The following is a 22,633-nucleotide window of genomic DNA, read 5'->3' on the forward strand; positions in this document are numbered from 1 at the left end:
ATCAAACTGCAACCAGACGCACGCTGGCGCCCTCGCCCACACCCAGCGCCTCGGCGGTGGCCAGGTCCAGCCCGACCGGCTTGCCGGGCACCCAGTCGAGCTCCAGCAGCACCGCGCGGTAATCCTGCAGCAGACCGTTGGAAACCAGGTAGGGACGGCCAGGGCCGCCGCGCTCGTCCGACGCCGCGACAAGCTTGACCGGCACCACGCGGCTGTGGGCGATCGAGCGAATGCCCGATACCCGTGCATGCAGGGTGGGCCCTCCGTCGAAGATGTCGATGTAGTGATCGGTTTCGAAGCCTTCGCGCATCAGAATGTCGAACGTCACCTGCGCACGCGGGTGTACCTGGCCCATGGCCTCTTGCGCCTGGTCGGGCAGCAAGGGCACGTAGATCGGGTAGTGCGGCATCAGTTCGGCGAGAAACGTGCGGCTCTTGATGCCGCACAGGCGTTCGGCCTCGGCATAGTTGAGATCGAAGAAATTGCGTCCGATCGCGTCCCAGAAAGGTGAGTCGCCGTGTTCGTCGCTGTAGCCAACGATCTCGGTCACCACCGAATCGGCAAAGCGCTCCGGGTGGTTGGCCATGAACAGCAGGCGTGCCCGCGAGTTGAGCTCGGCCCAGATACTGCCGACCAGTTCGGGCACCACGTAGAAGCTGGTCAACAGGCTGTTGCCGGTCAGGTCATGACACTGCGAAAGCACGTGAATCTTGTTGTGGATCTTCAGCTCGCGCGAGGCGTGCACGAAGGTCTCGTTGCGAAAGCTGTAGAAGGGTTCGGAGTAGCCGGCGGAGGCGACGATCGCCGAACAGCCGACCAGGCGCTGGGTGCCCAGGTCTTCAAGAACGAAGAAATAGCTCTCCTCACCGTTGAAGCTGACTTCGGCGGCAAAGGACGCCTCGGACTTGGCGATCTTGTCACTTAACCGGCCTGCGTCGTCGGGCAGCGAAGTGACACCGATGGGGCTGTCGGCAGCCAGGCGCTGAACCTCGGCCAGGTCAGCCATTTGCGCAGGGCGCATTACCAGCATGGTGCCACTCCTTGTCGATTGCAGCGGGTCGATTGCAGAGGTGGCGCTGGCTTTGAGCCAACGCCACGAACGGGCCGATCAGGCCTGGGTCAGGTGCGCCACCGCGCGTTCGAAGCGGTCCAGGCCTTCGTCGATGTCGGCCTCGTCGATGACCAGGCTCGGGGCGAAACGCACCACGTCCGGACCGGCCTGCAGAATCATCAGGTCGTGCCGTTCGGCAGCATTGAAGAAGTCCTTGGCGCGGCCTTTCCAGGCGTCGCTCAAGGCGCAACCGATCAGCAGGCCCAGGCCACGGACTTCGCTGAACACGCCGTAGCGCTGGCCGATCTGCTCCAGGCGCGTCTTGAAGTGCTGGTGCCGTGCCTTGACCCCGGCTCGCACTTCGGGCGTGTTGACCACATCGAGCACCGCCTCGGCCACGGCGCAGGCCAGAGGGTTGCCGCCATAGGTGGTGCCGTGCACGCCGACCGCGAAGTGTTTGGCCAGGGCATCGGTGGTCAGCATCGCACCGATCGGAAAGCCGCCCCCCAGGCTCTTGGCGCTGGAGAGGATGTCCGGGGTGACGCCGTAGTTCATGTAGCTGAACAGCTCACCACTGCGCCCCATGCCGCTTTGCACCTCGTCGAACACCAGCAGGGCATTGAACTGGTCGCACAGCGCGCGAGCGCCTTGCAGGTAGGCCGGATCGGCCGGCACCACGCCGCCTTCGCCCTGGACCGGCTCCAGCACCACGGCGCAGGTCTTGTCGGACACCGCCGCTTTCAGCGCTTCGAGGTCGTTGTAGGGGACGTGACGAATGCCGGTGATCTTCGGGCCGAAACCGTCGGAGTACTTCGGCTGGCCACCCACGCTGACGGTGAATAGCGTGCGGCCGTGGAAGCTGTTGAGGGCCGAAACGATCTCGTATTTCTCGGGACCGAAGTTGTCGTGCGCCACACGCCGGGCCAGCTTGAAGGCGGCCTCGTTGGCTTCCGCGCCGGAGTTGCAGAAGAACACCCGGTCGGCAAAGGTGGCATCGACCAGCTTCCGGGCCAGGCGCAGGGTGGGCTCGTTGGTGAAGACGTTGGACACGTGCCACAGCTTGTTGGCCTGTTCGGTCAGCGCGCCTACCAATGCCGGGTGCGCATGCCCCAGCACGTTGACGGCGATGCCACCGGAGAAATCGATGAGCTCGCGACCAGCCTGATCCCACACCCGGGAACCTGCACCGCGCACGGGAATGAAAGCGGCCGGTGCATAGTTGGGCACCATTACCTGGTCGAAATCGGCACGTTGCACGGGGGCTTGCTCAACGGACATCGGAGTCTCCTGTCAAGGAACGCTCAGCGCAGAATGGGCGAGCGATAGGGGATTGTAAGGACTGGTGCACGCGCGGCATTGCCGCCATGCGACAACTTGTTACAGCGCCAAACCGCCATTCTACGGGGGTTGTCGCGAATGCGACATATAGGGATAGAAAGGCGCTGACTAGCGTGTTGTGTCAGATCGACCGCACCACCCATTCGCGGCCGATGACCGCTCCTACAAGGGTTCTGCGCGCACTCCCGTAGGAGCGGTCCGTGGCCGCGAAAGTCACACCGCGCTTCACCTGGCACAGCGCATCCCGGAGCGAGGGTCAACCTCGCTCGGCGGGGACCGAAGACAATTCGAACGGGCTGCTGCTGCGACGCTGGTTGCGATCCTCGCGGGGGGTGGCGCCGAAAAAATTGCGGTAGGCGCTGGAAAAATGCGGGCCCGAGGAAAACCCGCACGACAGGCCGATCTGGATGATCGACTTGCTGGTCTGCATCAACATCTGCCGCGCCTTGTTCAGGCGCAACTCGAGGTAGTACTGGCTGGGCACGCGGTTCAGGTACTGCTTGAAGATGCGCTCCAGCTGGCGCCGCGAAACACACACATGCTGGGCGATCTCGTCGGTGGTCAGCGGCTCTTCGATATTGGCTTCCATCAACAACACCGCCTGGGTCAGCTTCGGATGGCTGGACCCCAGACGATTCTGCAACGGAATGCGCTGGCGCTCGCCGCCCTCGCGGATACGCTCCACCACCAGCTCTTCGGACACCGCCCCGGCCAGTTCGGCGCCGTGATCGCGGGCCAGTACCGCCAGCAGCAGGTCGAGCACCGACAAGCCCCCGCAAGCCGTCATGCGGTCGCGGTCCCAATCGAACAGGTGGCTGGTGGCGATGACCTTGGGAAAGCGCTCGGCGAAATCATCCTGCCAGCGCCAGTGCACGGCCGCGCGGTAGCCATCGAGCAGCCCCAGCTGCGCCAGCGGGTAGACCCCCGCCGACAGCCCGCCCACCAGGCATCCGGCCCGGACCGTCTGCTTGAGCGCAGTGGCCAGTGCCGGCGCCAATGCCGACGGTGGCTCGTCAGCCAGCAGAAAAAGCTTATGGCAACCCTCCAGGCGACCGTTCCACGCCTCACCGGGCAGCTGCCAGCCGCCTGGAACAGGTGGTTCGGCTTGCAGGAAAAGCAACTCGTAGGTCACTTCCGGGTGCACCTTCTGCGCCACTCGCAGGGCCTCTTCGGCCAGCGCCAGGGTCAGGGCTCGCGTGCTGGGCCAATAGAGGAAACCGATTCGTTGGGCTGTCATCTGATGCGGACCGAAACCTTAGGTATCAAAAACCGAATGGGAAATGGCACTGCGCCAGGCATGCTCGACCTGCTCGCAGGAAAACACCCGGCAGATGTTTCAAGCGGCGATCACTTGAGGCTGCCGGACAAGAACTGCTGCAACCGCTCGGAACGCGGATTGGCCAGCACCTCGCGCGGGTCGCCGGTTTCTTCGACCAGGCCCTTGTGCAGAAACACCAGTTGGTTCGACACCTCACGGGCGAAACCCATCTCGTGGGTCACGACGACCATGGTCCGCCCTTCCTGAGCCAGGGCCTGCATCACCTTGAGCACGTCACCCACCAGTTCCGGGTCGAGCGCCGAAGTCGGTTCGTCGAACAACATCACCTCGGGTTCCACCGCCAATGCACGGGCAATGGCGACACGCTGCTGCTCGCCACCGGACATGTGCCCCGGATAGGCATCCTTGCGGTGCGAAACCCCTACCTTGGCCAGATAATACTCGGCTTTTTCCAGCGCTTGCTTTTTCGATACGCCCAACACATGCACGGGCGCTTCGATGACGTTTTCCAGCGCGGTCATGTGCGACCACAGGTTGAAATGCTGGAACACCATCGACAGGCGCGAACGCAAGCGTTGCAGCTGCTTGGGGTCGGCCGCCCTGAGCGCCCCATCCTTGCCGGCAACCAGTTTGAGTTCTTCGTCGTTGAGCAGGATCTTGCCCGCGTGGGGCTGTTCGAGCAGGTTGATGCAACGCAGGAACGTGCTCTTGCCCGATCCGCTGGAGCCGATGATGCTGATCACATCGCCCGCCTTCGCCGCCAGCGAGACACCCTTGAGCACCTCGTGCGAGCCATAGCGCTTGTGCAGGTCCTGAACTTGGAGTTTGTACATGATCGGGGGTCTCGCAAATCGGTCAGTCACGGGCCAGCGGCCCGTGGCGAAAAGGTTTTTGCTGCACGCGCTCAGTGCCTGCGCGGTGCCAGGTAGGCCAGCCAGCGGCGCTCGGCCAGCTTGAACAGGCGCACCAGAATGAACGTCAGGCACAGGTAGCACACACCCGCCGTGATGTAGGCTTCGAACGGCAGGTAATACTGGGCGTTCACCGTACGCGCTGCGCCGGTGATGTCGATCAGGGTCACGATCGAAGCCAGGCTGGTGGTCTGCAGCATCATGATCACTTCGTTGCTGTACTGCGGCAGCGCTCGGCGCAGTGCCGAGGGCAGCAGGATACGCCGGTACATCCCGGCCCTGGACATGCCCATGGCCTTGGCCGCTTCGATCTCGCCCGGTGGCGTGGCCCGCAGGCTGCCGGCGATGATTTCGGCGGTGTAGGCACTGGTATTGATGGCGAAGGCCAGGCAGGCGCAGAACGTGGCGCTCGACAACCAGGGCCAGAGCACGCTGTTGCGCACGGCCTCGAACTGGGCCAGACCGTAATAGATCAGAAACAGCTGCACCAGCATGGGCGTGCCACGGATCACGTAGGTGTAGAGCCACGCGATGCCGTTGACCAGCGGCTGCCGGGACACCCGCATCAAACCCAGCGGCAGCGCCACCAGCAGACCGAAGAACAGCGAAATCGCCAGCAGCTTCAAGGTTTCCAGCATACCGCTCATGTACAGCGGCAGGCTGTCCCAGACGACGTTGTAATCGAAGATCATAGCTCAGCCGCCTTGATGCCCACCGAGTAGCGTTTTTCGATGGCGCGCAGCAACAGCAGCGACACACTGGTGATGACCAGGTACATCGCCGCCACCGCGAGGAAGAAGGTGAACGGTTCGCGGGTGGCATCCGCCGCCTGCTTGGCCTTGAACATCATGTCCTGCAGGCCGACCACCGAAATCAATGCCGTAGCCTTGGTCAACACCAGCCAGTTGTTGGTGACACCGGGAATCGCCAGGCGAATCATCTGCGGCACCAGCACCCGAAAGAACACCTGCAGGCTGCTCATGCCATAGGCCATGCCGGCTTCGGCCTGGCCCTTGGGAATGGCCATGAACGCCCCGCGAAAGGTTTCCGACAGGTAGGCACCGAAGATGAAACCCAGGGTGAAGATACCGGCCAGCAGCGGATTGAGGTCGATGTAGTCGTCGTAACCCACCAACGGCGCCACGCGATTGAGGATGTCCTGGCCACCGTAGAAGATCAGCAGGATCAACACCAGATCGGGTATGCCACGAATCACCGTGGCGTACAGGTCACCCAGCCAGGCCAGCCAGCGTACCGGCGACAGGCGCAGGGCCACGCCGAACAGACCCAGCACGATGGCCAGTGCCATGGACGACAAGGCGAGCTGCAGCGTCAGCCAAGCGCCATCGAGAATGACGGCCCCGTAGCCTTTCAACATGTAGAGATCCTCGCCCGAAGAATGAAAAATGGTGCAGACCGCGGTTTCCCGCCGTTTGCACCATCAGTCAGGTGACGCCTGCCGGCTTATTTGCCGTAGATGTCAAAATCGAAGTACTTGTCCTGGATCTTCTTGTACTCGCCGTTGGCGCGAATGCCTTCGATGGCCGCGTTGATGCGATCCACGTTGGCCTTGTCGCCCTTGCGCACGGCGATACCGATGCCGTCACCGAAGTATTTCGGGTCGTTGACCGACGGGCCGACGAATGCGTAGCCCTTGCCGGCGTCGGTGTTGAGGAAACCGTCCTGCAACAGGGTGGCATCGGCCAGCGTGCCGTCCAGTCGACCGGCGGCCACGTCCAGGTAGATCTCGTTCTGCGAGCCGTACGGCATCACTTCGACGCCCAGCGGCTTGAGCACCTCGGTGGCATACCGGTCATGGATGGTGCCGCGCTGCACGCCGATCTTCTTGCCTTTGAGCTCGGCCATGGAGTCGCTCACCTGGGTGCCGGACTTCATGACCAGACGCGCCGGAGTGGCGTAGTACTTGTTGGTGAAATCAACGGACTTCTTGCGGTCGTCGGTAATCGACATCGACGACAGAATGGCGTCGATCTTGCGAACCTTGAGGGCGGGAATGAGACCGTCGAATTCCTGCTCGACCCAGGTGCACTTGACCTTCATCTCAGCGCACAGCGCGTTGCCGATGTCGTAGTCGAAACCGACGATGCTGCCATCCGGCGCCTTGGACGCGAACGGTGGGTAAGCGGCTTCGATACCGATCTTCAGCGGCTTTTCATCGGCGAACGCTGTCGCCGACAGCACGGACAGTGCCAATGCGCCAAACAGTGCAAGTTTCTTCATTGGGTGAGCTCCAGCGAAAATGGGCAGTATGGGCAAAGTGAGCGCAGGCCCAGAATGCGAAAAATGAGGCTGAACGGGCGACGCCACGAGGTCCGGCGAGTGAGCGCATTTTAACGGCACTGTGCCAGTCGATATTTCTTCAATGCGACAAGTAGTTACAGAAGCACCGAGACACCCAGACCAAGGGATTGACAGCCCATGCCGATTGTGGCTGAGCAAAAAGACGCGCAACCTGTCCATCAAGCAATTAGCGCGCCCATTATTGGCAAAGCCTTGGCAGACGGCAAGCTTGGGGTTGTGGGAGATGTTGCATGTGACAGGCGATGGGGCCTTGGGTGGCACCCGGCGCGGCAATGGCGTTACCGCAGTAACGCCAGCGCTGCCTGAACAGCCTTGCGGGCCCCTTCGCGGGCAGAGGCCCCCGAGGTCGCGTCAACTCACGCCGAAGCGCGATGCATTTCCTTGTGGGTGTCGATCAGCTGTTGCACCACCCCCGGATCAGCCAAGGTAGAGATGTCACCCAGCGAGTCGTACTCGGCCGTGGCGATCTTGCGCAGGATGCGCCGCATGATCTTGCCCGAGCGCGTCTTGGGCAGCCCCGGCGCCCACTGGATCACATCCGGCGAGGCGATGGGGCCGATCTCCTTGCGCACCCAGTTCTTGAGCTCCAGGCGCAGTTCCTCGCTGGTCTGCTCGCCACCATTGAGCGTGACATAGACATAGATGCCCTGCCCTTTCAGCTCATGGGGAACGCCCACCACAGCGGCCTCGGCCACCTTGGGATGGGCCACCATCGCGCTTTCGATCTCGGCCGTGCCCATGCGGTGCCCGGAAACGTTGAGCACGTCATCGACTCGGCCGGTGATCCAGTAGTAGCCATCTTCGTCGCGACGCGCGCCGTCGCCGGTGAAGTACATGCCGCGAAAGGTCTTGAAATAGGTATCGACGAAACGATCATGGTCGCCGTAGAGGGTACGCGACTGGCCGGGCCACGAATCGAGAATCACCAGATTGCCCTCGGCAGCGCCGTCGATCAGGTTGCCCAGGTTGTCCACCAGCGCCGGCACCACGCCGAAGAACGGTTTGGTCGCCGAACCGGGCTTGAGGCCGATCGCACCCGGCAGCGGGCTGATCAGGATGCCGCCGGTTTCGGTCTGCCACCAGGTGTCGACGATCGGGCAGTTCTGCTTGCCGACCGTGTTGTAGTACCAGTTCCAGGCCTCGGGGTTGATCGGTTCGCCCACCGAACCCAGCAAGCGCAGGCTCGAGCCATCGGCGCCCTCGACTGCCTTGGTGCCCTCGGCCATCATCGCGCGGATAGCGGTGGGCGCGGTGTAGAGGATATTGACCTTGTGCTTGTCGATGATTTTCGAGACGCGGGTAATGTCCGGGTAGTTGGGCACGCCTTCGAACAGCAAGGTGGTGGCACCGTTGGCCAGCGGGCCATAGACGATGTAGCTGTGGCCGGTGATCCAGCCGACGTCCGCCGTGCACCAGTAGACATCGCCCGGCTTGTAGTCGAACACTCGCTCATGGGTCAGCGCGGCGTACACCAGGTAACCGCCGGTGGTGTGCAGCACGCCCTTGGGCTTGCCGGTCGAGCCGGAGGTATAGAGGATGAACAGCGCTTCCTCGGCGCCCATTTCCTTCGGCGCGCAGGTGCTCGATGCCACCTCCAGCAGCGAGTGGTACCAGATGTCGCGATGACGGTTCCACTCGATCTCGCCACCGGTGCGCTTGCACACGATGACCTTCTGTACGCTGCTGGTTTCGGGGTTGGTCAGGGCGCGGTCGACGTTGGCCTTGAGCGCCGTTTTCCTGCCGCCCCGCAGGCCTTCGTCGGCGGTGATCACCACCTTGGACTGGCAGTCGATGATGCGCCCCGCGAGCGCCTCGGGCGAGAAGCCACCGAACACCACCGAATGCACCGCGCCGATGCGGGTACAGGCGAGCATCGCCACCACCGCCTCGGGAATCATCGGCATGTACAAAGTCACCACGTCGCCGCGGTGCACATCCTGGCCGCGCAGGGCGTTGGCGAACTTGCACACCTCGGCGTGCAGCTCGCGGTAGGTGATGTGACGGCTTTCGGAAGGGTCGTCGCCTTCCCAGATGATCGCGACCTGATCACCACGCTCGGCCAGGTGGCGGTCCAGGCAGTTGTAGGAGACGTTGAGGGTGCCGTCGGCGAACCATTTGATGTCGACATGGTGATCGTCGAACGAGGTCTGCTTGACCTTGGTGAAGGGCTTTATCCAATCGAGGCGCTGCGCCTGTTCGCGCCAGAAACCGTCCGGGTTGACCACGGACTGCTGGTACATGGCCTTGTAGGTCGCCTCATCGGTCAGCGTGGACGCCGCCACCTCTGGACGAACGGGATACAGGGAAGCCGCACTCATCTTTCATACCTCGGTTGAGTAGTTGTTGTTTTATACACCTGTTTTAAGGGTATCTGGCCCGTGCAGCCATTCGACGATGGTAGTACCGCTGCTTGCACCGATGCACGCCCAGACCCGCGGGATTAGTGCAGATTCGAATAAAACTGTTTATCCGAACCGGCTCTGTTTACCTCCACCGTGCACGCCTAGAATCGATTTCGCCAGCAACGGCACCGCGATCGACGAAGACTGCATCCCCCCACGAAGGCCTGTCGATCGCAACTTTCCCACTCTCAAGTTTCACACGTGACCTCACAAGGGCTGCGTGCACCCTGACGACTGCAAAACAGGAAAATCGACATGAAAGCTTTTTTGATTCTGGCGCTGATTGGCGCGAGCGGCATGGCCCTGGCCGATGAAACCACCACGGCTGCCACCGAAAAAACCACGGTGGAACCTTATGAGTATTCGCAGCACCCCGATATTGCTCACGTCATCTCGACTTCAGCGATTCCCAACGTCTGCGCCGTGGTCCCGGCACGCCTGACCTACGAAGATTCGCAGGGCAAGCGCCACATCATGGAATATCAGGTCATGGGCAACGGCTGTTCGAACAGCTGAACACCTCCCAGCGTCGGGGCTGCGGCCCCGCTGTTGGCCTGCACCTGAGCAACCCCGCCAGCAGCATCTGCATGAAGCGCCACCCATCGCCGTCTCTCTTTTTGTGCCTCGTGCCTCTATCATGAGCGTCACGTAAGCCTGTCTTCATTTCTCGTGTGCGCCGGACACCCAGCCAGCCTGCCCGCACCTGCGCCCATCACCTGCTTCCGCGACGGATCTACCTATGCCCCACTCACAGCGCCCCATGACGGTCACGCTGCAAGTCGTCTCCATCGTCCTGTTCACCTTCATCGGCTACCTGAGCATCGGCATCCCGCTGGCGGTATTGCCAGGCTTCGTCCACAGCGACCTGGGCTACGGCGCGGTCATTGCCGGGCTGGTGATCAGCGTGCAGTACCTGGCCACCCTGCTCAGCCGCCCGCAGGCGAGCAAGATCATCGACAACCTGGGCAGCAAGAAAGCAGTCATCTACGGCCTGGTTGGCTGCGGCATCAGCGGGCTGTTCATGCTGCTGGCCGGCTGGTTGCAAAGCTGGCCGGCGCTGAGCCTGACCAGCCTGCTGGCGGGTCGGATACTGCTGGGGTCGGCGGAGAGCCTGGTGGGCTCGGGGTCCATTGGCTGGGGGATTGGCCGCGTCGGCGCAGCCAACACCGCCAAGGTCATCTCCTGGAACGGCATTGCCAGCTACGGCGCCCTGGCCATCGGTGCGCCGCTGGGCGTGCTGATGGTCAAGCATCTGGGCCTGTGGAGCATGGGTGCGAGCATCATCGTGCTGGCTGGCGTGGGCATCGCCCTGGCCTGGAACAAGCTTCCCGCACCGGTGGTGGCGGGCGAGCGACTACCGTTCCTGCACGTGCTGGGCCGCGTGCTGCCCCATGGCACCGGGCTGGCCCTGGGCGGTATCGGCTTCGGCACCATCGCCACCTTCATCACCCTTTACTACGCCAGCAATGCCTGGGACAACGCGGCACTGTGCCTGAGCCTGTTCGGTGCCAGCTTTATCCTCGCCCGGCTGCTGTTCGGCAACCTGATCAACCGCATCGGCGGTTTTCGGGTGGCGATCGTATGCCTCAGCGTGGAAACCCTGGGCTTGTTGCTGCTGTGGCTTGCGCCCAGCCAGGAGCTGGCGATGGCTGGCGCGGCGTTGACCGGATTCGGATTTTCCCTGGTATTTCCAGCGCTCGGCGTCGAAGCGGTCAATCTGGTGCCGGCGTCCAGCCGCGGTGCGGCCGTGGGGGCCTACTCGCTGTTCATCGACATGTCGCTGGGCATCACCGGGCCGGTGGCAGGCGCCATCGCCGCAGGCTACGGCTTCAGCGCGATCTTCCTGTTTGCCGCCGTGGCTGCGTGCGCCGGCCTGGGCCTGACCTTCTATCTATACCGGCGAGCGGCAAGCCTGCCACCAGCGCAAGACAAGCTGGTCTAGAACGGCATGATCTAGAAATCGATCCTGCCACGCCCGGCCTTGATCGCCCCGCGCTTGGTCTTGCCTTCCAGGCGGCGAGTCTTGGAGCCCAGCGTGGGCTTGGTCGGCCGGCGCTTCTTCTCCACCTTGGTGGCCAGCAGAATCAGCTCGCGCAGGCGCTGCAGGGCTTCGGCGCGGTTTTGCTCCTGGGTGCGAAACTGCTGCGCCTTGATGACGATCACGCCATCGCCGGTGATCCGGCTGTCGCGCAGCGCCAACAGGCGCTCCTTGTAGAACGGCGGCAGCGACGAAGCGCCGATGTCGAAGCGCAGGTGCACCGCACTGGAAACCTTGTTGACGTTCTGCCCACCCGCGCCTTGTGCGCGGATGGCGCTGAGTTCGATTTCAGCGTCGGGCAGATGGACGGCGTTGGAGATTTCCAGCATGCAGCGCTCCGGTCAGGACGAGGGGTTCGACTTGAGGCGATAACACAGGTACATCCCGCCGATCCACAGAGGAATGGCATACACCGACACGCGGATGCCGGGAATCATCAGCATGATGATCAGGATGAACGCCACGAACGCCAGGCACAGGTAGTTGCCGTACGGATACCACAACGCCTTGAACAGCGGCACCCGGCCCTGGCGCTGCAAGTGCTGGCGAAACTTGAGGTGCGAGTAGCTGATCATCGCCCAGTTGATCACCAGGGTCGCCACCACCAACGACATCAACAGCTCGAGCGCCTGCTGCGGCACGAAGTAGTTCAATGCCACGGCCACCAGCGTGATCGCCGCCGACACCAGCAGCGCCCGAACCGGCACGCCACGGCCATCCACCTTGGCCAGTGCACGCGGCGCGTCGCCCTGCTCGGCCATGCCCAGCAGCATGCGGCTGTTGCAATAGGTGCCGCTGTTGTAAACCGACAAGGCTGCGGTCAGTACCACGAAGTTGAGCACGTGGGCAGCCGTGTCGCTGCCCAGCATCGAGAACACCTGCACGAACGGGCTGCCGCTGTAGGCATCGCCCGAGGCATTCAGGCTGGCCAGCAGACCGTCCCACGGCGTCAGCGACAACAGCACCACCAGCGCGCCGATGTAGAAGATCAGAATGCGGTAGATCACCTGATTGATGGCCTTGGGAATCACCGTCTTCGGGCTGTCGGCCTCGGCCGCCGTAAAGCCGAGCATCTCCAGGCCACCGAAGGAGAACATGATGATCGCCAGGGCCATGACCAACCCGCCTACACCGTTGGGAAAGAAACCACCGTGGGCCCAGAGGTTGCTGACACTGGCCTGAGGGCCGCCGTCACCGCTGACCAGCAGATAGCTGCCCAGGGCAATCATGCCGACGATCGCCGCGACCTTGATGATGGCGAACCAGAATTCGGTCTCGCCGAACACCTTGACGTTGGTCAGGTTGATGGCATTGATCATCAGGAAGAACACCGCAGCGGAGACCCAGGTGGGTATTTCCGGCCACCAGTAGTGCACGTACTTGCCGACGGCGGTCAGTTCGGACATGCCTACCAGGATGTACAGCACCCAGCAGTTCCAGCCGGACAGAAAACCGGGAAACCGGCCCCAATAGCTGTGGGCGAAGTGACTGAAAGAACCGGCAACCGGTTCCTCGACGATCATTTCGCCCAGCTGACGCATGATCAGGAAGGCAATGAAGCCGCAGATGGCATAGCCCAGGATCATCGACGGGCCGGCGGACTTGAGCACGCCTGCCGAACCCAGGAACAGCCCGGTACCGATGGCACCGCCCAGAGCGATCAGTTGGATGTGGCGGTTCTTCAGCCCACGCTTGAGCTGGTTTTGTTCAGTCATCAGGGAGCAGTCACTTCTTCGACGTTCGAGGTATCAAGAGTGCAATGGTCCGCCGCAGGCAAACCTTGTGGGAGCGGGTCTCTGCCCGCGAAGAGGCCCCCACCGACACCCCACAAAAAAACGCCAACCCTGGAAGGTTGGCGCACGTGGACATCAGTTGTCCTTACTCGGGCTTGGGCTTGCGACGGCCAAAGCCTGGGCGCTGACCGGTGACGGCGGCCGGGCCACGACGATTGCCCGACGGCGCGTCGTCCACCAGCTTGATGCCCGGGCGCTTTGCAGCGGGCTTGGCGCCCGGCTTGCCGGCAGGCCTGGCTGGACGCTTGTTCATGTCCGCCGGACGCTCGGCCACGGCACTGCCACGACCGCTGTCCTTGCGCGCAGCCGGCGCCGAATCACCGCGGGGCTGACGGGCTGGACGCTGCTCGCCGGACGGCGCCGAATCGCCGCGCGGCTGGCGAGCCGGGCGTTGGTCGGTGGACGGCGCGCCGTCCTGGGCAGGACGCAAGGTGCGCACGCGCTCGCCGCGGCCCATCGGGCGCGAGGATTTGCGCTGCATGCGCTCCAGCTTGTCCTTGGTCTTGGTGGTCATCGACGGCATGGCCACGGCGGTCAGGCCGACTTCGGCGCTCAGGGTATCGACTTCACCCTGGGTCAGCTCGCGCCAACGACCCATCGGCAGGTCGGAGTTGAGGAATACCGGACCGAAGCGCACGCGCTTCAGGCGGCTGACCACCAACCCCTGGGATTCCCACAGGCGACGCACTTCGCGGTTGCGGCCTTCCATCACCACGCAGTGGTACCAGTGGTTGAAGCCTTCGCCACCCGGTGCCTGCTGGATATCGGTGAAGCGCGCGGGCCCGTCTTCCAGGATGACGCCGTTCTTGAGGCGCAGCAGCATGTCGTCGTCGACTTCGCCGCGTACGCGCACCGCGTACTCACGGTCCATTTCGAACGAGGGATGCATCAGGCGGTTGGCCAACTCGCCGTCGGTGGTGAACATCAGCAGCCCGGTAGTGTTGATGTCCAGGCGGCCGACGTTGATCCAGCGGCCTTCGCGCGGGCGCGGCAGGCGGTCGAATACGGTCGGGCGGCCTTCGGGGTCGTCGCGGGTGCAGATTTCGCCGTCGGGCTTGTTGTAGATGATCACGCGGCGCACGGTTTCCGAGGCTTCTTCGCGCTTGATCACCTTGCCATCGACGGTGATGGCGTCGTGCAGGTCGACGCGCTGGCCGAGGGTCGCGACCTTGGCGTTGACCTTGATTCGGCCTTCGCTGATCCACGCCTCGACGTCTCGGCGCGAACCCACGCCGATACGGGCCAATACTTTCTGCAGTTTTTCGCCGGCAGGGCCGATTTCCTGGCTGCCGTCTTGCTGATCGAGATCTTTCATCGTAAGCACCTCCCGGTGGGTCGAATTGAATGCTGCTCGGCGCAGGCGCGCCGGAGGGCCGCGAATGATACGCGCAACACGGCGCCTGCGCATCAAAGGCTAGCCGATTTTTTCAGGCTTTCTTCTTTTTCCGCTTGGCGGTGCCTTTCATGTCTTTCAGGCGCTGCACCGCCTGTGCGTTCACGTCGCGACGCTCGTCCTTGTCCATCTTCTTCCAGGCCTTGCATTCAGGCTTGGTGCGGCCACAGGCAATACACGTCTCGTCAGTGAACTTGCAGACGCTGATACAGGGGTTCTTGCTGCTCATGGGACGGGGCACCGGTGCGCGACTGGAGGGATAAGGCTCTGACAACCGCCAGCGCCGAATGCGCCATTTTCTTTGAACGCAGCAGGCTCGAACCTATCCGGCGGCACTCGTTGAAAACCGTTGAAAACCGTTGAAAACTGACAAGCGCCACCGAGGAAACGCTGAACTAAATAATGATTCACACACGTTAAATATGAAAAATCATATTCATTCTTCTGCCTGTCGAAGTTCTCAGCATGTGCTTAACTTTTTTTAACCGGGGGTCGCGCCATGCGCCTGCAACACGGGTAATGATTAGAACAATTTATTCATTGAATACGAGGTGCAGCATGAACGCCAAAGACTTTAAGCCGTTTGATTTTTCAACCGTCAAACGAGATCAGAAGAACAGCGTAGCCAGCGTCGCGGACCTGCCAGTGGAGTTCAGTCATATCCCTGCCCGATACGCCAGCGAGTTTCCAAACAGACAGGTCGTTTTCAAAGATGTACAGATTTTCGAAACCGCCCGGGGTGTGACGTTTTCAGCGAACTATGTTCCCGATCGCGGCAGTCACTGGGAGTTCATGATAAACACACCCACGTCCCCAGGCTTCCACACCATTGGCGCTCAAGGATCGGCATACGCCGGGTTGCGTCACGGGGGACACGAGATGCACTTGTTCGATTACGACACCGTCGAGCTGAAAGCCTACATGCCAGACAGCATCTATCAGGCAAGGCTCGTCAATGCAGGTCAAGCCGGGGAGGACGGTTTCCAACTAAGCCTGGCTTCCAATGTGCAGGAGGACTGAGTCTCGAAAAAATCCAGACACAAAAAAAGCGACCCGAAGGTCGCTTTCTTTGTTTGCCTCAAGGAGTTCAAGGGCCTCGAAGCTTTGTATGGCGCAGCGGACGGGACTCGAACCCGCGACCCCCGGCGTGACAGGCCGGTATTCTAACCGACTGAACTACCGCTGCGTATCGCTCGGACTTGCGTCCGTTTGAAACCTGTTGACCCAGAACTTCGAAGTTCTCGATCGCTGACCCGGCGAACCGAATCAGTGTATAAAAATGGCGCAGCGGACGGGACTCGAACCCGCGACCCCCGGCGTGACAGGCCGGTATTCTAACCGACTGAACTACCGCTGCGCAGTGTGTGCTCTCTTGTTTCAGCACGTGTTGCTCTTCGTTGCGTTCTCAGCTGCATTCTAACGAAATGGTGGGTGATGACGGGATCGAACCGCCGACCCTCTGCTTGTAAGGCAGATGCTCTCCCGGCTGAGCTAATCACCCTTTGCTTCGCTGAGGCCGCGAAATTTACGCAGGTACCGAACCTAAGTCAATACCCTGTATGAAGTTTTTTTGAAAAAGGTGTTAAATGTCAGAGCTTGTGAAACCTTGCGGGCCTCTTCGCGGGCAGAGCCCGCTCCCACAGGATCCTCAGATGAACTGGGTTTGTGTGGGAGCGAGGCGGGCGGCGAGCCCTCTGCCCGCGAAGAGGCCTTCAGCCCTTACAACGCAGCCAGCCCGCGCGCCAGATCGGCCTGCAGGTCGCCAACGTCTTCCAGGCCTACCGCCACCCGGATCAAGCTGTCGCGAATCCCTGCCGCTTCGCGTTCGGCGGGCGACAGGCGCCCGTGCGACGTGGTGGCCGGGTGGGTGATGGTGGTCTTGCTGTCACCCAGGTTGGCGGTGATCGAGATCAGGCGGGTTGCATCGATGAAGCGCCAGGCGCCCTCCTTGCCTCCCTTGACCTCGAAACTGACCACGGCGCCGAAGCCTTTGGTCTGACGCTTGGCCAGTTCATGCTGAGGGTGGCTCGGCAGGCCCGAGTAATGCACCTTCTCGATGCCATCCTGCGCCTCCAGCCATTGCGCCAGCACCTGCGCGCTGGCGCAATGGGCGCGCATGCGCAGGTTCAGGGTTTCCAGGCCCTTGAGGAAGATCCAGGCGTTGAACGGGCTCAAGGTAGAGCCAGCGGTGCGCAGGTAACCCAGCACCTCGTTCATTTCCTTGCTGCGACCGCACACGGCGCCACCCATGCAACGACCCTGGCCGTCGATGAACTTGGTCGCCGAGTGCACGACGATGTCGGCACCCAACGCCAGCGGCTGCTGCAGCGCCGGTGTGCTGAAGCAGTTGTCGACCACCAGCATGGCGCCCTTGGCCCGGGCCACGGCGCTCAAGGCCGTGATGTCGACCAACTCGGCCAGCGGGTTGGACGGCGACTCGACGAACAGCAGCCTGGTATTGGCCTTGATGGCCCGTTCCCAGCCGCTGACGTCGGCCAACGGCACGTAGTCCACTTCGATGCCGAAGCGCTTGAAGTACTTCTCGAACAAGCTGATGGTCGAGCCGAACACGCTCTGCGACACCAGCACGTGGTCGCCCGCGCTGCACAGGCTCATGACCACGGCAGTGATCGCCGCCATGCCCGTGGCGAAGCCGACCGCCTGTTCGGCGCCTTCCAGGGCGGCCAGGCGCTCTTCGAAGGAGCGCACGGTGGGGTTGGTGTAGCGCGAGTAGACATTGCCCGGCACTTCGCCGGCAAAACGCGCCGCGGCATCGGCCGCAGTACGGAAAACATAGCTGGAAGTGAAGAACAGCGGATCACTGTGTTCGCCTTCCGGCGTGCGGTGCTGGCCGGCGCGAACCGCCAGGGTGTCGAACGACACCCCTTCGAGATCGCTATCCAGTCGCCCGGCATCCCATTCCTGTGTCATGCCGTTGCTCCCATTCAGTTGTTGTAGAGGTCTATGATCGCGCTGACCGCATGCGACTTGCTCTTGTTGGAGTCGTTGCGCGCCTGCTCGATCTTGTTCAGATAGAACGCGTCGATATCGCCGGTGACGTACTTGCCGTCGAACACCGCGCAGTCGAAGTTCTCGATCTTGACCTTGCCACCACCGACCGCGTCGATCAGGTCGGGCAGGTCCTGGTAGATCAGCCAGTCGGCGCCGATCAGATCGGCCACTTCCTGGGTGCTGCGGTTGTGCGCGATCAACTCATGCGCACTCGGCATGTCGATGCCGTAGACGTTCGGGTAGCGCACGGCTGGAGCAGCCGAGCAGAAATAGACGTTCTTGGCGCCGGCTTCGCGGGCCATCTGGATGATCTGCTTGCAGGTGGTGCCGCGCACGATCGAATCGTCCACCAGCATCACGTTCTTGCCGCGGAACTCCAGCTCGATGGCATTGAGCTTCTGACGTACCGATTTCTTGCGCGCGGCCTGGCCGGGCATGATGAAGGTACGACCGATGTAGCGATTCTTGACGAAGCCTTCGCGAAACTTCACGCCCAGGTGGTTGGCCAGCTCCAGGGCCGCGGTGCGGCTGGTGTCCGGAATCGGGATGACCACGTCGATGTCGTGTTCGGGGCGTTCGCGCAAAATCTTGTCGGCCAGCTTCTCGCCCATGCGCAGGCGTGCCTTGTAGACCGAGATACCGTCGATGATCGAGTCAGGGCGGGCCAGGTACACGTGCTCGAAGATGCACGGTGCGTACTGCGGGTTGGGTGCGCACTGGCGCGTGTGCAGTTTGCCGTCTTCGGTGATGTACACCGCTTCGCCCGGCGCCAGGTCGCGGATCAGGGTGAAGCCGAGTACGTCCAGGGACACGCTTTCGGAGGCGATCATGTATTCCACGCCTTCGTCGGTGTGGCGCTGGCCGAACACGATCGGACGGATCGCGTGCGGGTCACGGAAACCGACGATGCCGTAGCCGGTGATCATCGCCACCACCGCGTAGCCACCGGTGCAGCGCTTGTGCACGTCGGTGACGGCGGCGAACACATCTTCCTCGGTAGGCTGCAGCTTGCCGCGCACGGCCAGTTCGTGGGCGAACACGTTGAGCAGCACCTCGGAGTCCGAGCTGGTGTTGACGTGACGCAGGTCCGATTCGTAGATTTCCTTGGCCAGCTGCTCGACGTTGGTCAGGTTGCCGTTGTGCGCCAGGGTGATGCCATAGGGCGAATTGACGTAGAACGGCTGGGCCTCGGCCGAGGTCGAGCTGCCCGCCGTGGGATAGCGCACATGGCCGATGCCCATGTGCCCGACCAGCCGCTGCATATGGCGCTGCTGGAAAACGTCCCGTACCAGCCCGTTGTCCTTGCGCAGGAACAACTTGCCATCGCTACTGGTAACGATACCGGCAGCATCCTGGCCGCGGTGTTGGAGGACCGTTAGCGCGTCATACAGCGCTTGATTGACGTTCGACTTACCGACGATACCGACGATGCCACACATGCGACGCAACCCCTACTTAATGAATCTGAACTGAGCACCACTCACTGCGCCTTGTTGGCCGGCAAGAGGTGTTCCTTGAACGGAATGTCAGCCGGTGCGCTGATTCCGCTGGCGAGCCACTGGCTGGACATCCCCAGAATGAGGTTTTTCGACCAGTCAGCAACCAAAAGAAATTGGGGCAGGAGCCGTGATTCCTGCCACCACGAATCCTGTTGAACGGGCCCCAGGCTCATCAGCCCGGCGGCCACCACCACCAGCAGGCCACCGCGCGCGGCGCCGAAGACCATGCCCAGGAAGCGGTCGGTGCCCGACAGCCCGGTGACGCGAATGAGTTCGCCGATCAGATAGTTGACCATGGCGCCGACCAGCAGGGTGGCCACGAACAGTACGGCACACCCGGCGATGACGCGCGCGGATGGGGTCTGGATGTAGTTTTCGAAATAACCGGCGAGGGAACCACCGAACAGCCAGGCCACGCCACCTGCGACTATCCACGTGACCAGCGACAGGGCTTCCTTGACGAAGCCGCGTGTCAAGCTGATCAGTGCGGAGATGGCGATGATCGCGATGATCGCCCAGTCGACCCAGGTAAATGCCACGGTGCGGCCTGCATACGGATAAGGCGGCGCATTTTAGCAGAGCGCGGGCGCGGGAGTAAGCGGCGATTGTCGCCTGCACCGCAGTGCGCCCCTTCGCGGCCGCTGACCAATCCTACAGCTTCTCGTAGGAGCGGTCAGCGGCCGCGAAGGGAGCGCCACGGTCCCACGCCAAAAGAAGACTCAGCCGCGCTCGGGCTCGAAACGTACCACGAACCCTTGCAGCTTCTGCTGGCGGTTGATCACGTCACGCAGGCGCTCGGCCTCAGCGCGCTCGACCAGTGGACCGACGAACACCCGGTTCTTGCCATCGGCCGTACGCACGTAGGCGTTGTAACCCTGCGCACGCAGGCTCTTCTGCAAGGTGTCGGCACCGGCGCGGTTGGACAGGCTGGCCAATTGCACCGACCAGCTGACCGGCAGCCCATTGGGGTCGATCTTGCTGCCGGTGTCCGTCTTGGCGACCGGTGGCACCTTGGCCGCAGCGATGGGCGCGGAAGGCTGCACCGATTCCACCGGCTTCTTGGCAGGTGTGGCAGGCGCGGCAGGCACCGACTGGATCGGCTGGCTAGGCGGGGCAGCCTGCGTCGCGGCCTGCGCTGGAACCGGCTCCGTCTCGATGATCTGCGGCTCGGGCACGGCAACCGGCTCGACCTGCACCTGAGGCGCTGCCGGTGCCTGCGGCGCTGCCGGGGCTTGTACCTGAACCTGGCGCACGGTTTGATCCTCGCGCGAAAACAGCATCGGCAGGAAAATCACCGCCAGCGCGATCAGCACCAGGGCGCCGATCATGCGCTGCTTGAACACCTTATTGGGCAATGCCATCCACGTTCTCCCGTTCTACGTTGCCATACATCCATTTCAGAGCCTGGGCGACACAGTGGAACGAGCCGAACACCAGAATCTCGTCACCCTCGCCTGCGGCTTCGCACTGCGCTTCGAGCGCATCGGCGAGGCTGCCATGAGACGTCGTGGCAGCGCCAAGGTTCAGGAGCGCGGCGTCGAGTTCGGCGGCCGGACGACTGCGCGGTGTTTTCAGTGGTGCGACTGCCCAGTGCGCGATGACGGCTGTCAGCGGCTCGATCACTCCGACTAGGTCCTTGTCGGCGAGCAGGCCGAACACGGCCAGACGCCGCCCCGCAAGAGGCTGGCGCGCCAGCCGCTCGGCCAGAAAGCGAGCGGCGTGCGGGTTGTGGCCCACGTCGAGAAGAATTTCGACCGGCTTGCCGGCGTAACTCACCCGGTGACGGTCCAGGCGGCCGGCCACGCGGGTGTGCGCCAGCGCCCAACCCATACGTGCAGCGTCACGCGGCAGATCGAGTGCCACATAGGCCTGCAGGGCCAACGCGGCGTTTTCCAGCGGCAAGCTGGGCAATGGCAACGACAGCAACTCGACCGGGTAGCCTTCGACATCCACCCCGCGCCACGACCAGTGATCGCCTTGCGCGGTGAAGTCGTAGTCGCGGCCGCGCAGATAGAAGGGGCAACTCAATGTGGCAACCTGCTCGAGCAATGGCTGCGGAGGGTCGATATCGCCACACAGTGCTGGCACGCCAGCGCGCAGGATGCCGGCCTTCTCGAACGCCACCGACTCGCGGGTATCCCCCAGGTACTCGGCATGGTCCAGACCGATGCTGGTGACCACGGCCACATCGGCATCCACCAGATTGACCGCATCGAGCCGACCGCCCAGGCCCACTTCCAGCACCACGGCATCCAGCTCGGCGCGCTGGAACAGCCAGAGCGCGGCCAGGGTGCCCATCTCGAAATAGGTCAGGGTAGTGGCGCCGCGCGCCGCTTCCACGGCGGTGAACGCCTGGCACAACTGGGCATCGGTGGCCTGCTGGCCGTCGATCAGCACTCGTTCGTTGTAGCGCAGCAGATGCGGCGAGGCGTAGACCCCCACTTTCAGATCGCGATCCTGCATCAGCGCCGCGATGAACGCGCAGGTCGACCCCTTGCCGTTGGTCCCGGTCACCGTGACCACACGCTCGGCTGGCTTGCCCAGGCCCAGGCGCTGCGCGACTTCGCGGCAACGGTCCAGGCCCATGTCGATGGCCGAAGGGTGCAGCTGCTCCAGATAGGCGAGCCACTGGCTCAGGCTGCGCTCGGTCATACGTTGGCGGGCGCCGGTGGAACCACAATGGGCTCGATCGGGGCGGCCACGTAGGTAGGCGTCGGCAGGCCCATGAACTGGGCCAGCAGGCTGCCCAGGCGCGGGCGCAGTTCCTGGCGCGAAATGATCATGTCGATCGCACCGTGCTCGATGAGGAATTCGCTGCGCTGGAAGCCTTCCGGAAGTTTTTCGCGCACGGTCTGCTCGATCACCCGCGGGCCGGCAAAACCGATCAGCGCCTTGGGCTCGGCGACGATCACGTCACCGAGCATGGCCAGGCTGGCGGAAACGCCGCCGTAGACCGGATCGGTCAGCACCGAGATGAACGGAATGCCTTCTTCGCGCAAACGCGCCAAGACTGCTGAGGTCTTGGCCATCTGCATCAGCGAAATCAGCGCTTCCTGCATGCGCGCACCACCGGAGGCGGCAAAGCAGATCATCGGGCAACGGTTTTCCAGGGCGTAGTTGGCGGCACGCACGAAGCGCTCGCCGACGATGGCACCCATGGAGCCACCCATGAACGAGAATTCGAAGGCGCTGGCCACCACGGGCATGCCCAGCAAGGTGCCGCTCATGGAGATCAGCGCATCCTTTTCGCCCGTCTGCTTCTGCGCTGCAGTCAGGCGATCCTTGTACTTCTTGCCATCACGAAACTTCAGGCGATCGACCGGTTCCAGATCGGCACCCAGCTCGGCGCGGCCATCTTCGTCGAGGAAGATGTTCAGACGCGCACGTGCACCGATGCGCATGTGGTGGTTGCACTTGGGACAGACGTCGAGGGTCTTCTCCAGCTCCGGACGGTACAGCACTGCTTCGCAGGACGGACACTTGTGCCACAGGCCTTCGGGCACCGAGCTTTTCTTCACTTCCGATCGCATGATCGAAGGGATCAGCTTGTCTACCAACCAGTTGCTCATGCTTTATTTCTCCAGTACCGGGGACT

General features: G+C 62.7%; 21 protein-coding genes and 3 tRNA genes. 3 read left to right on the forward strand and 21 right to left on the reverse strand.

Features of this window, described 5'->3' with window-relative positions; translation table 11 throughout:
• Position 1: 1 nt before the first annotated feature.
• The 8 genes from aruF to acs form a co-directional block, all read right to left on the reverse strand.
• Positions 2 to 1,030 carry an arginine/ornithine succinyltransferase subunit alpha gene (gene aruF / locus IFU31_RS05235; protein ID WP_122476377.1) on the reverse strand — a complete coding sequence of 343 codons (1,029 nt, stop codon included), beginning with the start codon at positions 1,028 to 1,030 and terminating at the stop codon, positions 2 to 4.
• Between the two features lie 78 nt (positions 1,031 to 1,108).
• Positions 1,109 to 2,329, reverse strand: a complete 1,221-nt coding sequence (locus IFU31_RS05240; protein ID WP_122476379.1) for an aspartate aminotransferase family protein — start codon at positions 2,327 to 2,329, stop codon at positions 1,109 to 1,111.
• Between the two features lie 316 nt (positions 2,330 to 2,645).
• Entirely contained in the window at positions 2,646 to 3,626 is a 981-nt protein-coding gene (gene argR, locus IFU31_RS05245; RefSeq protein WP_192102449.1) for a transcriptional regulator ArgR, read from the reverse strand.
• 110 nt (positions 3,627 to 3,736) lie between these two features.
• Positions 3,737 to 4,501 carry an ABC transporter ATP-binding protein gene (locus IFU31_RS05250; RefSeq protein ID WP_185794328.1) on the reverse strand — a complete coding sequence of 255 codons (765 nt, stop codon included), beginning with the start codon at positions 4,499 to 4,501 and terminating at the stop codon, positions 3,737 to 3,739.
• A gap of 71 nt (positions 4,502 to 4,572) precedes the next feature.
• Positions 4,573 to 5,271, reverse strand: coding sequence for an ABC transporter permease (locus tag IFU31_RS05255; protein WP_122476385.1), 699 nt, complete (start codon positions 5,269 to 5,271; stop codon positions 4,573 to 4,575).
• Positions 5,268 to 5,957, reverse strand: a complete 690-nt coding sequence (locus IFU31_RS05260; protein ID WP_122476387.1) for an ABC transporter permease — start codon at positions 5,955 to 5,957, stop codon at positions 5,268 to 5,270. Before IFU31_RS05260 ends, IFU31_RS05255 begins: the two co-directional genes overlap by 4 nt.
• 86 nt (positions 5,958 to 6,043) lie before the next feature.
• Positions 6,044 to 6,820 (reverse strand): ABC transporter substrate-binding protein, encoded by a 777-nt coding sequence (locus tag IFU31_RS05265; RefSeq protein ID WP_122476389.1) that lies wholly within the window; start codon positions 6,818 to 6,820, stop codon positions 6,044 to 6,046.
• A 437-nt stretch (positions 6,821 to 7,257) separates the two neighbouring features.
• Complete coding sequence (gene acs / locus IFU31_RS05270; protein ID WP_122476391.1) at positions 7,258 to 9,219, reverse strand: acetate--CoA ligase; 1,962 nt, start codon at positions 9,217 to 9,219, stop codon at positions 7,258 to 7,260.
• A gap of 339 nt (positions 9,220 to 9,558) precedes the next feature.
• On the opposite strand from acs, the gene IFU31_RS05275 reads away from it, so the two are divergent.
• Positions 9,559 to 9,819: a DUF2790 domain-containing protein gene (locus IFU31_RS05275; RefSeq protein ID WP_122476393.1), complete on the forward strand. Its 261-nt coding sequence runs from the start codon at positions 9,559 to 9,561 to the stop codon at positions 9,817 to 9,819.
• A gap of 223 nt (positions 9,820 to 10,042) precedes the next feature.
• A complete protein-coding gene (locus IFU31_RS05280; protein WP_192052934.1) occupies positions 10,043 to 11,245 on the forward strand; it encodes an MFS transporter in 1,203 nt (400 codons plus the stop codon).
• An 11-nt stretch (positions 11,246 to 11,256) separates the two neighbouring features.
• On the opposite strand, the gene arfB is transcribed toward IFU31_RS05280, so the two are convergent.
• The 4 genes from arfB to IFU31_RS05300 form a co-directional block, all read right to left on the reverse strand.
• Positions 11,257 to 11,670 carry an alternative ribosome rescue aminoacyl-tRNA hydrolase ArfB gene (gene arfB / locus IFU31_RS05285; protein WP_192102450.1) on the reverse strand — a complete coding sequence of 138 codons (414 nt, stop codon included), beginning with the start codon at positions 11,668 to 11,670 and terminating at the stop codon, positions 11,257 to 11,259.
• Positions 11,671 to 11,682: 12 nt separating this feature from the next.
• On the reverse strand, positions 11,683 to 13,056 hold the full coding sequence (locus IFU31_RS05290) for an amino acid permease (protein ID WP_192102451.1): 1,374 nt from the start codon (positions 13,054 to 13,056) through the stop codon (positions 11,683 to 11,685).
• A 163-nt stretch (positions 13,057 to 13,219) separates the two neighbouring features.
• Positions 13,220 to 14,449: a 23S rRNA pseudouridine(2605) synthase RluB gene (gene rluB, locus IFU31_RS05295; protein WP_192102452.1), complete on the reverse strand. Its 1,230-nt coding sequence runs from the start codon at positions 14,447 to 14,449 to the stop codon at positions 13,220 to 13,222.
• Between the two features lie 112 nt (positions 14,450 to 14,561).
• The gene (locus IFU31_RS05300; protein ID WP_122476402.1) at positions 14,562 to 14,756 is read right to left on the reverse strand and encodes a DUF1289 domain-containing protein; all 195 of its coding nucleotides are present in this window, start codon (positions 14,754 to 14,756) and stop codon (positions 14,562 to 14,564) included.
• A 329-nt stretch (positions 14,757 to 15,085) separates the two neighbouring features.
• Here IFU31_RS05300 and IFU31_RS05305 point away from each other — a divergent pair, with 329 nt between their 5' ends.
• Complete coding sequence (locus tag IFU31_RS05305; protein WP_192102453.1) at positions 15,086 to 15,547, forward strand: hypothetical protein; 462 nt, start codon at positions 15,086 to 15,088, stop codon at positions 15,545 to 15,547.
• An 89-nt stretch (positions 15,548 to 15,636) separates the two neighbouring features.
• Here the strand turns inward: IFU31_RS05305 and IFU31_RS05310 are convergent.
• The 9 genes from IFU31_RS05310 to accD form a co-directional block, all read right to left on the reverse strand.
• A tRNA-Asp gene (locus tag IFU31_RS05310) sits at positions 15,637 to 15,713 on the reverse strand.
• Between the two features lie 94 nt (positions 15,714 to 15,807).
• A tRNA-Asp gene (locus IFU31_RS05315) sits at positions 15,808 to 15,884 on the reverse strand.
• Between the two features lie 68 nt (positions 15,885 to 15,952).
• Positions 15,953 to 16,028: transfer RNA gene (locus IFU31_RS05320), tRNA-Val, on the reverse strand.
• 218 nt (positions 16,029 to 16,246) lie between these two features.
• Positions 16,247 to 17,458, reverse strand: coding sequence for an O-succinylhomoserine sulfhydrylase (locus tag IFU31_RS05325; protein WP_122476405.1), 1,212 nt, complete (start codon positions 17,456 to 17,458; stop codon positions 16,247 to 16,249).
• Positions 17,459 to 17,472: 14 nt separating this feature from the next.
• Positions 17,473 to 18,978, reverse strand: a complete 1,506-nt coding sequence (gene purF / locus IFU31_RS05330; RefSeq protein ID WP_122476407.1) for an amidophosphoribosyltransferase — start codon at positions 18,976 to 18,978, stop codon at positions 17,473 to 17,475.
• A 41-nt stretch (positions 18,979 to 19,019) separates the two neighbouring features.
• Positions 19,020 to 19,577, reverse strand: a complete 558-nt coding sequence (locus IFU31_RS05335) for a CvpA family protein (protein WP_122476408.1) — start codon at positions 19,575 to 19,577, stop codon at positions 19,020 to 19,022.
• Between the two features lie 180 nt (positions 19,578 to 19,757).
• Entirely contained in the window at positions 19,758 to 20,399 is a 642-nt protein-coding gene (locus tag IFU31_RS05340; protein ID WP_185794319.1) for an SPOR domain-containing protein, read from the reverse strand.
• Positions 20,383 to 21,690, reverse strand: coding sequence for a bifunctional tetrahydrofolate synthase/dihydrofolate synthase (gene folC, locus IFU31_RS05345; RefSeq protein ID WP_192102454.1), 1,308 nt, complete (start codon positions 21,688 to 21,690; stop codon positions 20,383 to 20,385). Before folC ends, IFU31_RS05340 begins: the two co-directional genes overlap by 17 nt.
• The gene (accD, locus tag IFU31_RS05350) at positions 21,687 to 22,607 is read right to left on the reverse strand and encodes an acetyl-CoA carboxylase, carboxyltransferase subunit beta (protein ID WP_122476414.1); all 921 of its coding nucleotides are present in this window, start codon (positions 22,605 to 22,607) and stop codon (positions 21,687 to 21,689) included. The genes folC and accD overlap by 4 nt, the downstream gene beginning before the upstream one ends.
• Positions 22,608 to 22,633 lie beyond the last annotated feature (26 nt).

This window comes from Pseudomonas sp. CFBP 13602, assembly GCF_014842725.1.
In the GTDB taxonomy this organism is placed as follows: domain Bacteria; phylum Pseudomonadota; class Gammaproteobacteria; order Pseudomonadales; family Pseudomonadaceae; genus Aquipseudomonas; species Aquipseudomonas baltica.

Bases quoted from the DNA above. Each gene is read 5' to 3' on its own strand.
- aruF (WP_122476377.1), bottom strand. From the start codon at position 1,030: ATGCTGGTAATGCGCCCTGCGCAAATGGCTGACCTGGCCGAGGTTCAG.
- IFU31_RS05240 (WP_122476379.1), bottom strand. From the start codon at position 2,329: ATGTCCGTTGAGCAAGCCCCCGTGCAACGTGCCGATTTCGACCAGGTA.
- argR (WP_192102449.1), bottom strand. From the start codon at position 3,626: ATGACAGCCCAACGAATCGGTTTCCTCTATTGGCCCAGCACGCGAGCC.
- IFU31_RS05250 (WP_185794328.1), bottom strand. From the start codon at position 4,501: ATGTACAAACTCCAAGTTCAGGACCTGCACAAGCGCTATGGCTCGCAC.
- IFU31_RS05255 (WP_122476385.1), bottom strand. From the start codon at position 5,271: ATGATCTTCGATTACAACGTCGTCTGGGACAGCCTGCCGCTGTACATG.
- IFU31_RS05260 (WP_122476387.1), bottom strand. From the start codon at position 5,957: ATGTTGAAAGGCTACGGGGCCGTCATTCTCGATGGCGCTTGGCTGACG.
- IFU31_RS05265 (WP_122476389.1), bottom strand. From the start codon at position 6,820: ATGAAGAAACTTGCACTGTTTGGCGCATTGGCACTGTCCGTGCTGTCG.
- acs (WP_122476391.1), bottom strand. From the start codon at position 9,219: ATGAGTGCGGCTTCCCTGTATCCCGTTCGTCCAGAGGTGGCGGCGTCC.
- IFU31_RS05275 (WP_122476393.1), top strand. From the start codon at position 9,559: ATGAAAGCTTTTTTGATTCTGGCGCTGATTGGCGCGAGCGGCATGGCC.
- IFU31_RS05280 (WP_192052934.1), top strand. From the start codon at position 10,043: ATGCCCCACTCACAGCGCCCCATGACGGTCACGCTGCAAGTCGTCTCC.
- arfB (WP_192102450.1), bottom strand. From the start codon at position 11,670: ATGCTGGAAATCTCCAACGCCGTCCATCTGCCCGACGCTGAAATCGAA.
- IFU31_RS05290 (WP_192102451.1), bottom strand. From the start codon at position 13,056: ATGACTGAACAAAACCAGCTCAAGCGTGGGCTGAAGAACCGCCACATC.
- rluB (WP_192102452.1), bottom strand. From the start codon at position 14,449: ATGAAAGATCTCGATCAGCAAGACGGCAGCCAGGAAATCGGCCCTGCC.
- IFU31_RS05300 (WP_122476402.1), bottom strand. From the start codon at position 14,756: ATGAGCAGCAAGAACCCCTGTATCAGCGTCTGCAAGTTCACTGACGAG.
- IFU31_RS05305 (WP_192102453.1), top strand. From the start codon at position 15,086: ATGAACGCCAAAGACTTTAAGCCGTTTGATTTTTCAACCGTCAAACGA.
- IFU31_RS05325 (WP_122476405.1), bottom strand. From the start codon at position 17,458: ATGACACAGGAATGGGATGCCGGGCGACTGGATAGCGATCTCGAAGGG.
- purF (WP_122476407.1), bottom strand. From the start codon at position 18,978: ATGTGTGGCATCGTCGGTATCGTCGGTAAGTCGAACGTCAATCAAGCG.
- IFU31_RS05340 (WP_185794319.1), bottom strand. From the start codon at position 20,399: ATGGCATTGCCCAATAAGGTGTTCAAGCAGCGCATGATCGGCGCCCTG.
- folC (WP_192102454.1), bottom strand. From the start codon at position 21,690: ATGACCGAGCGCAGCCTGAGCCAGTGGCTCGCCTATCTGGAGCAGCTG.
- accD (WP_122476414.1), bottom strand. From the start codon at position 22,607: ATGAGCAACTGGTTGGTAGACAAGCTGATCCCTTCGATCATGCGATCG.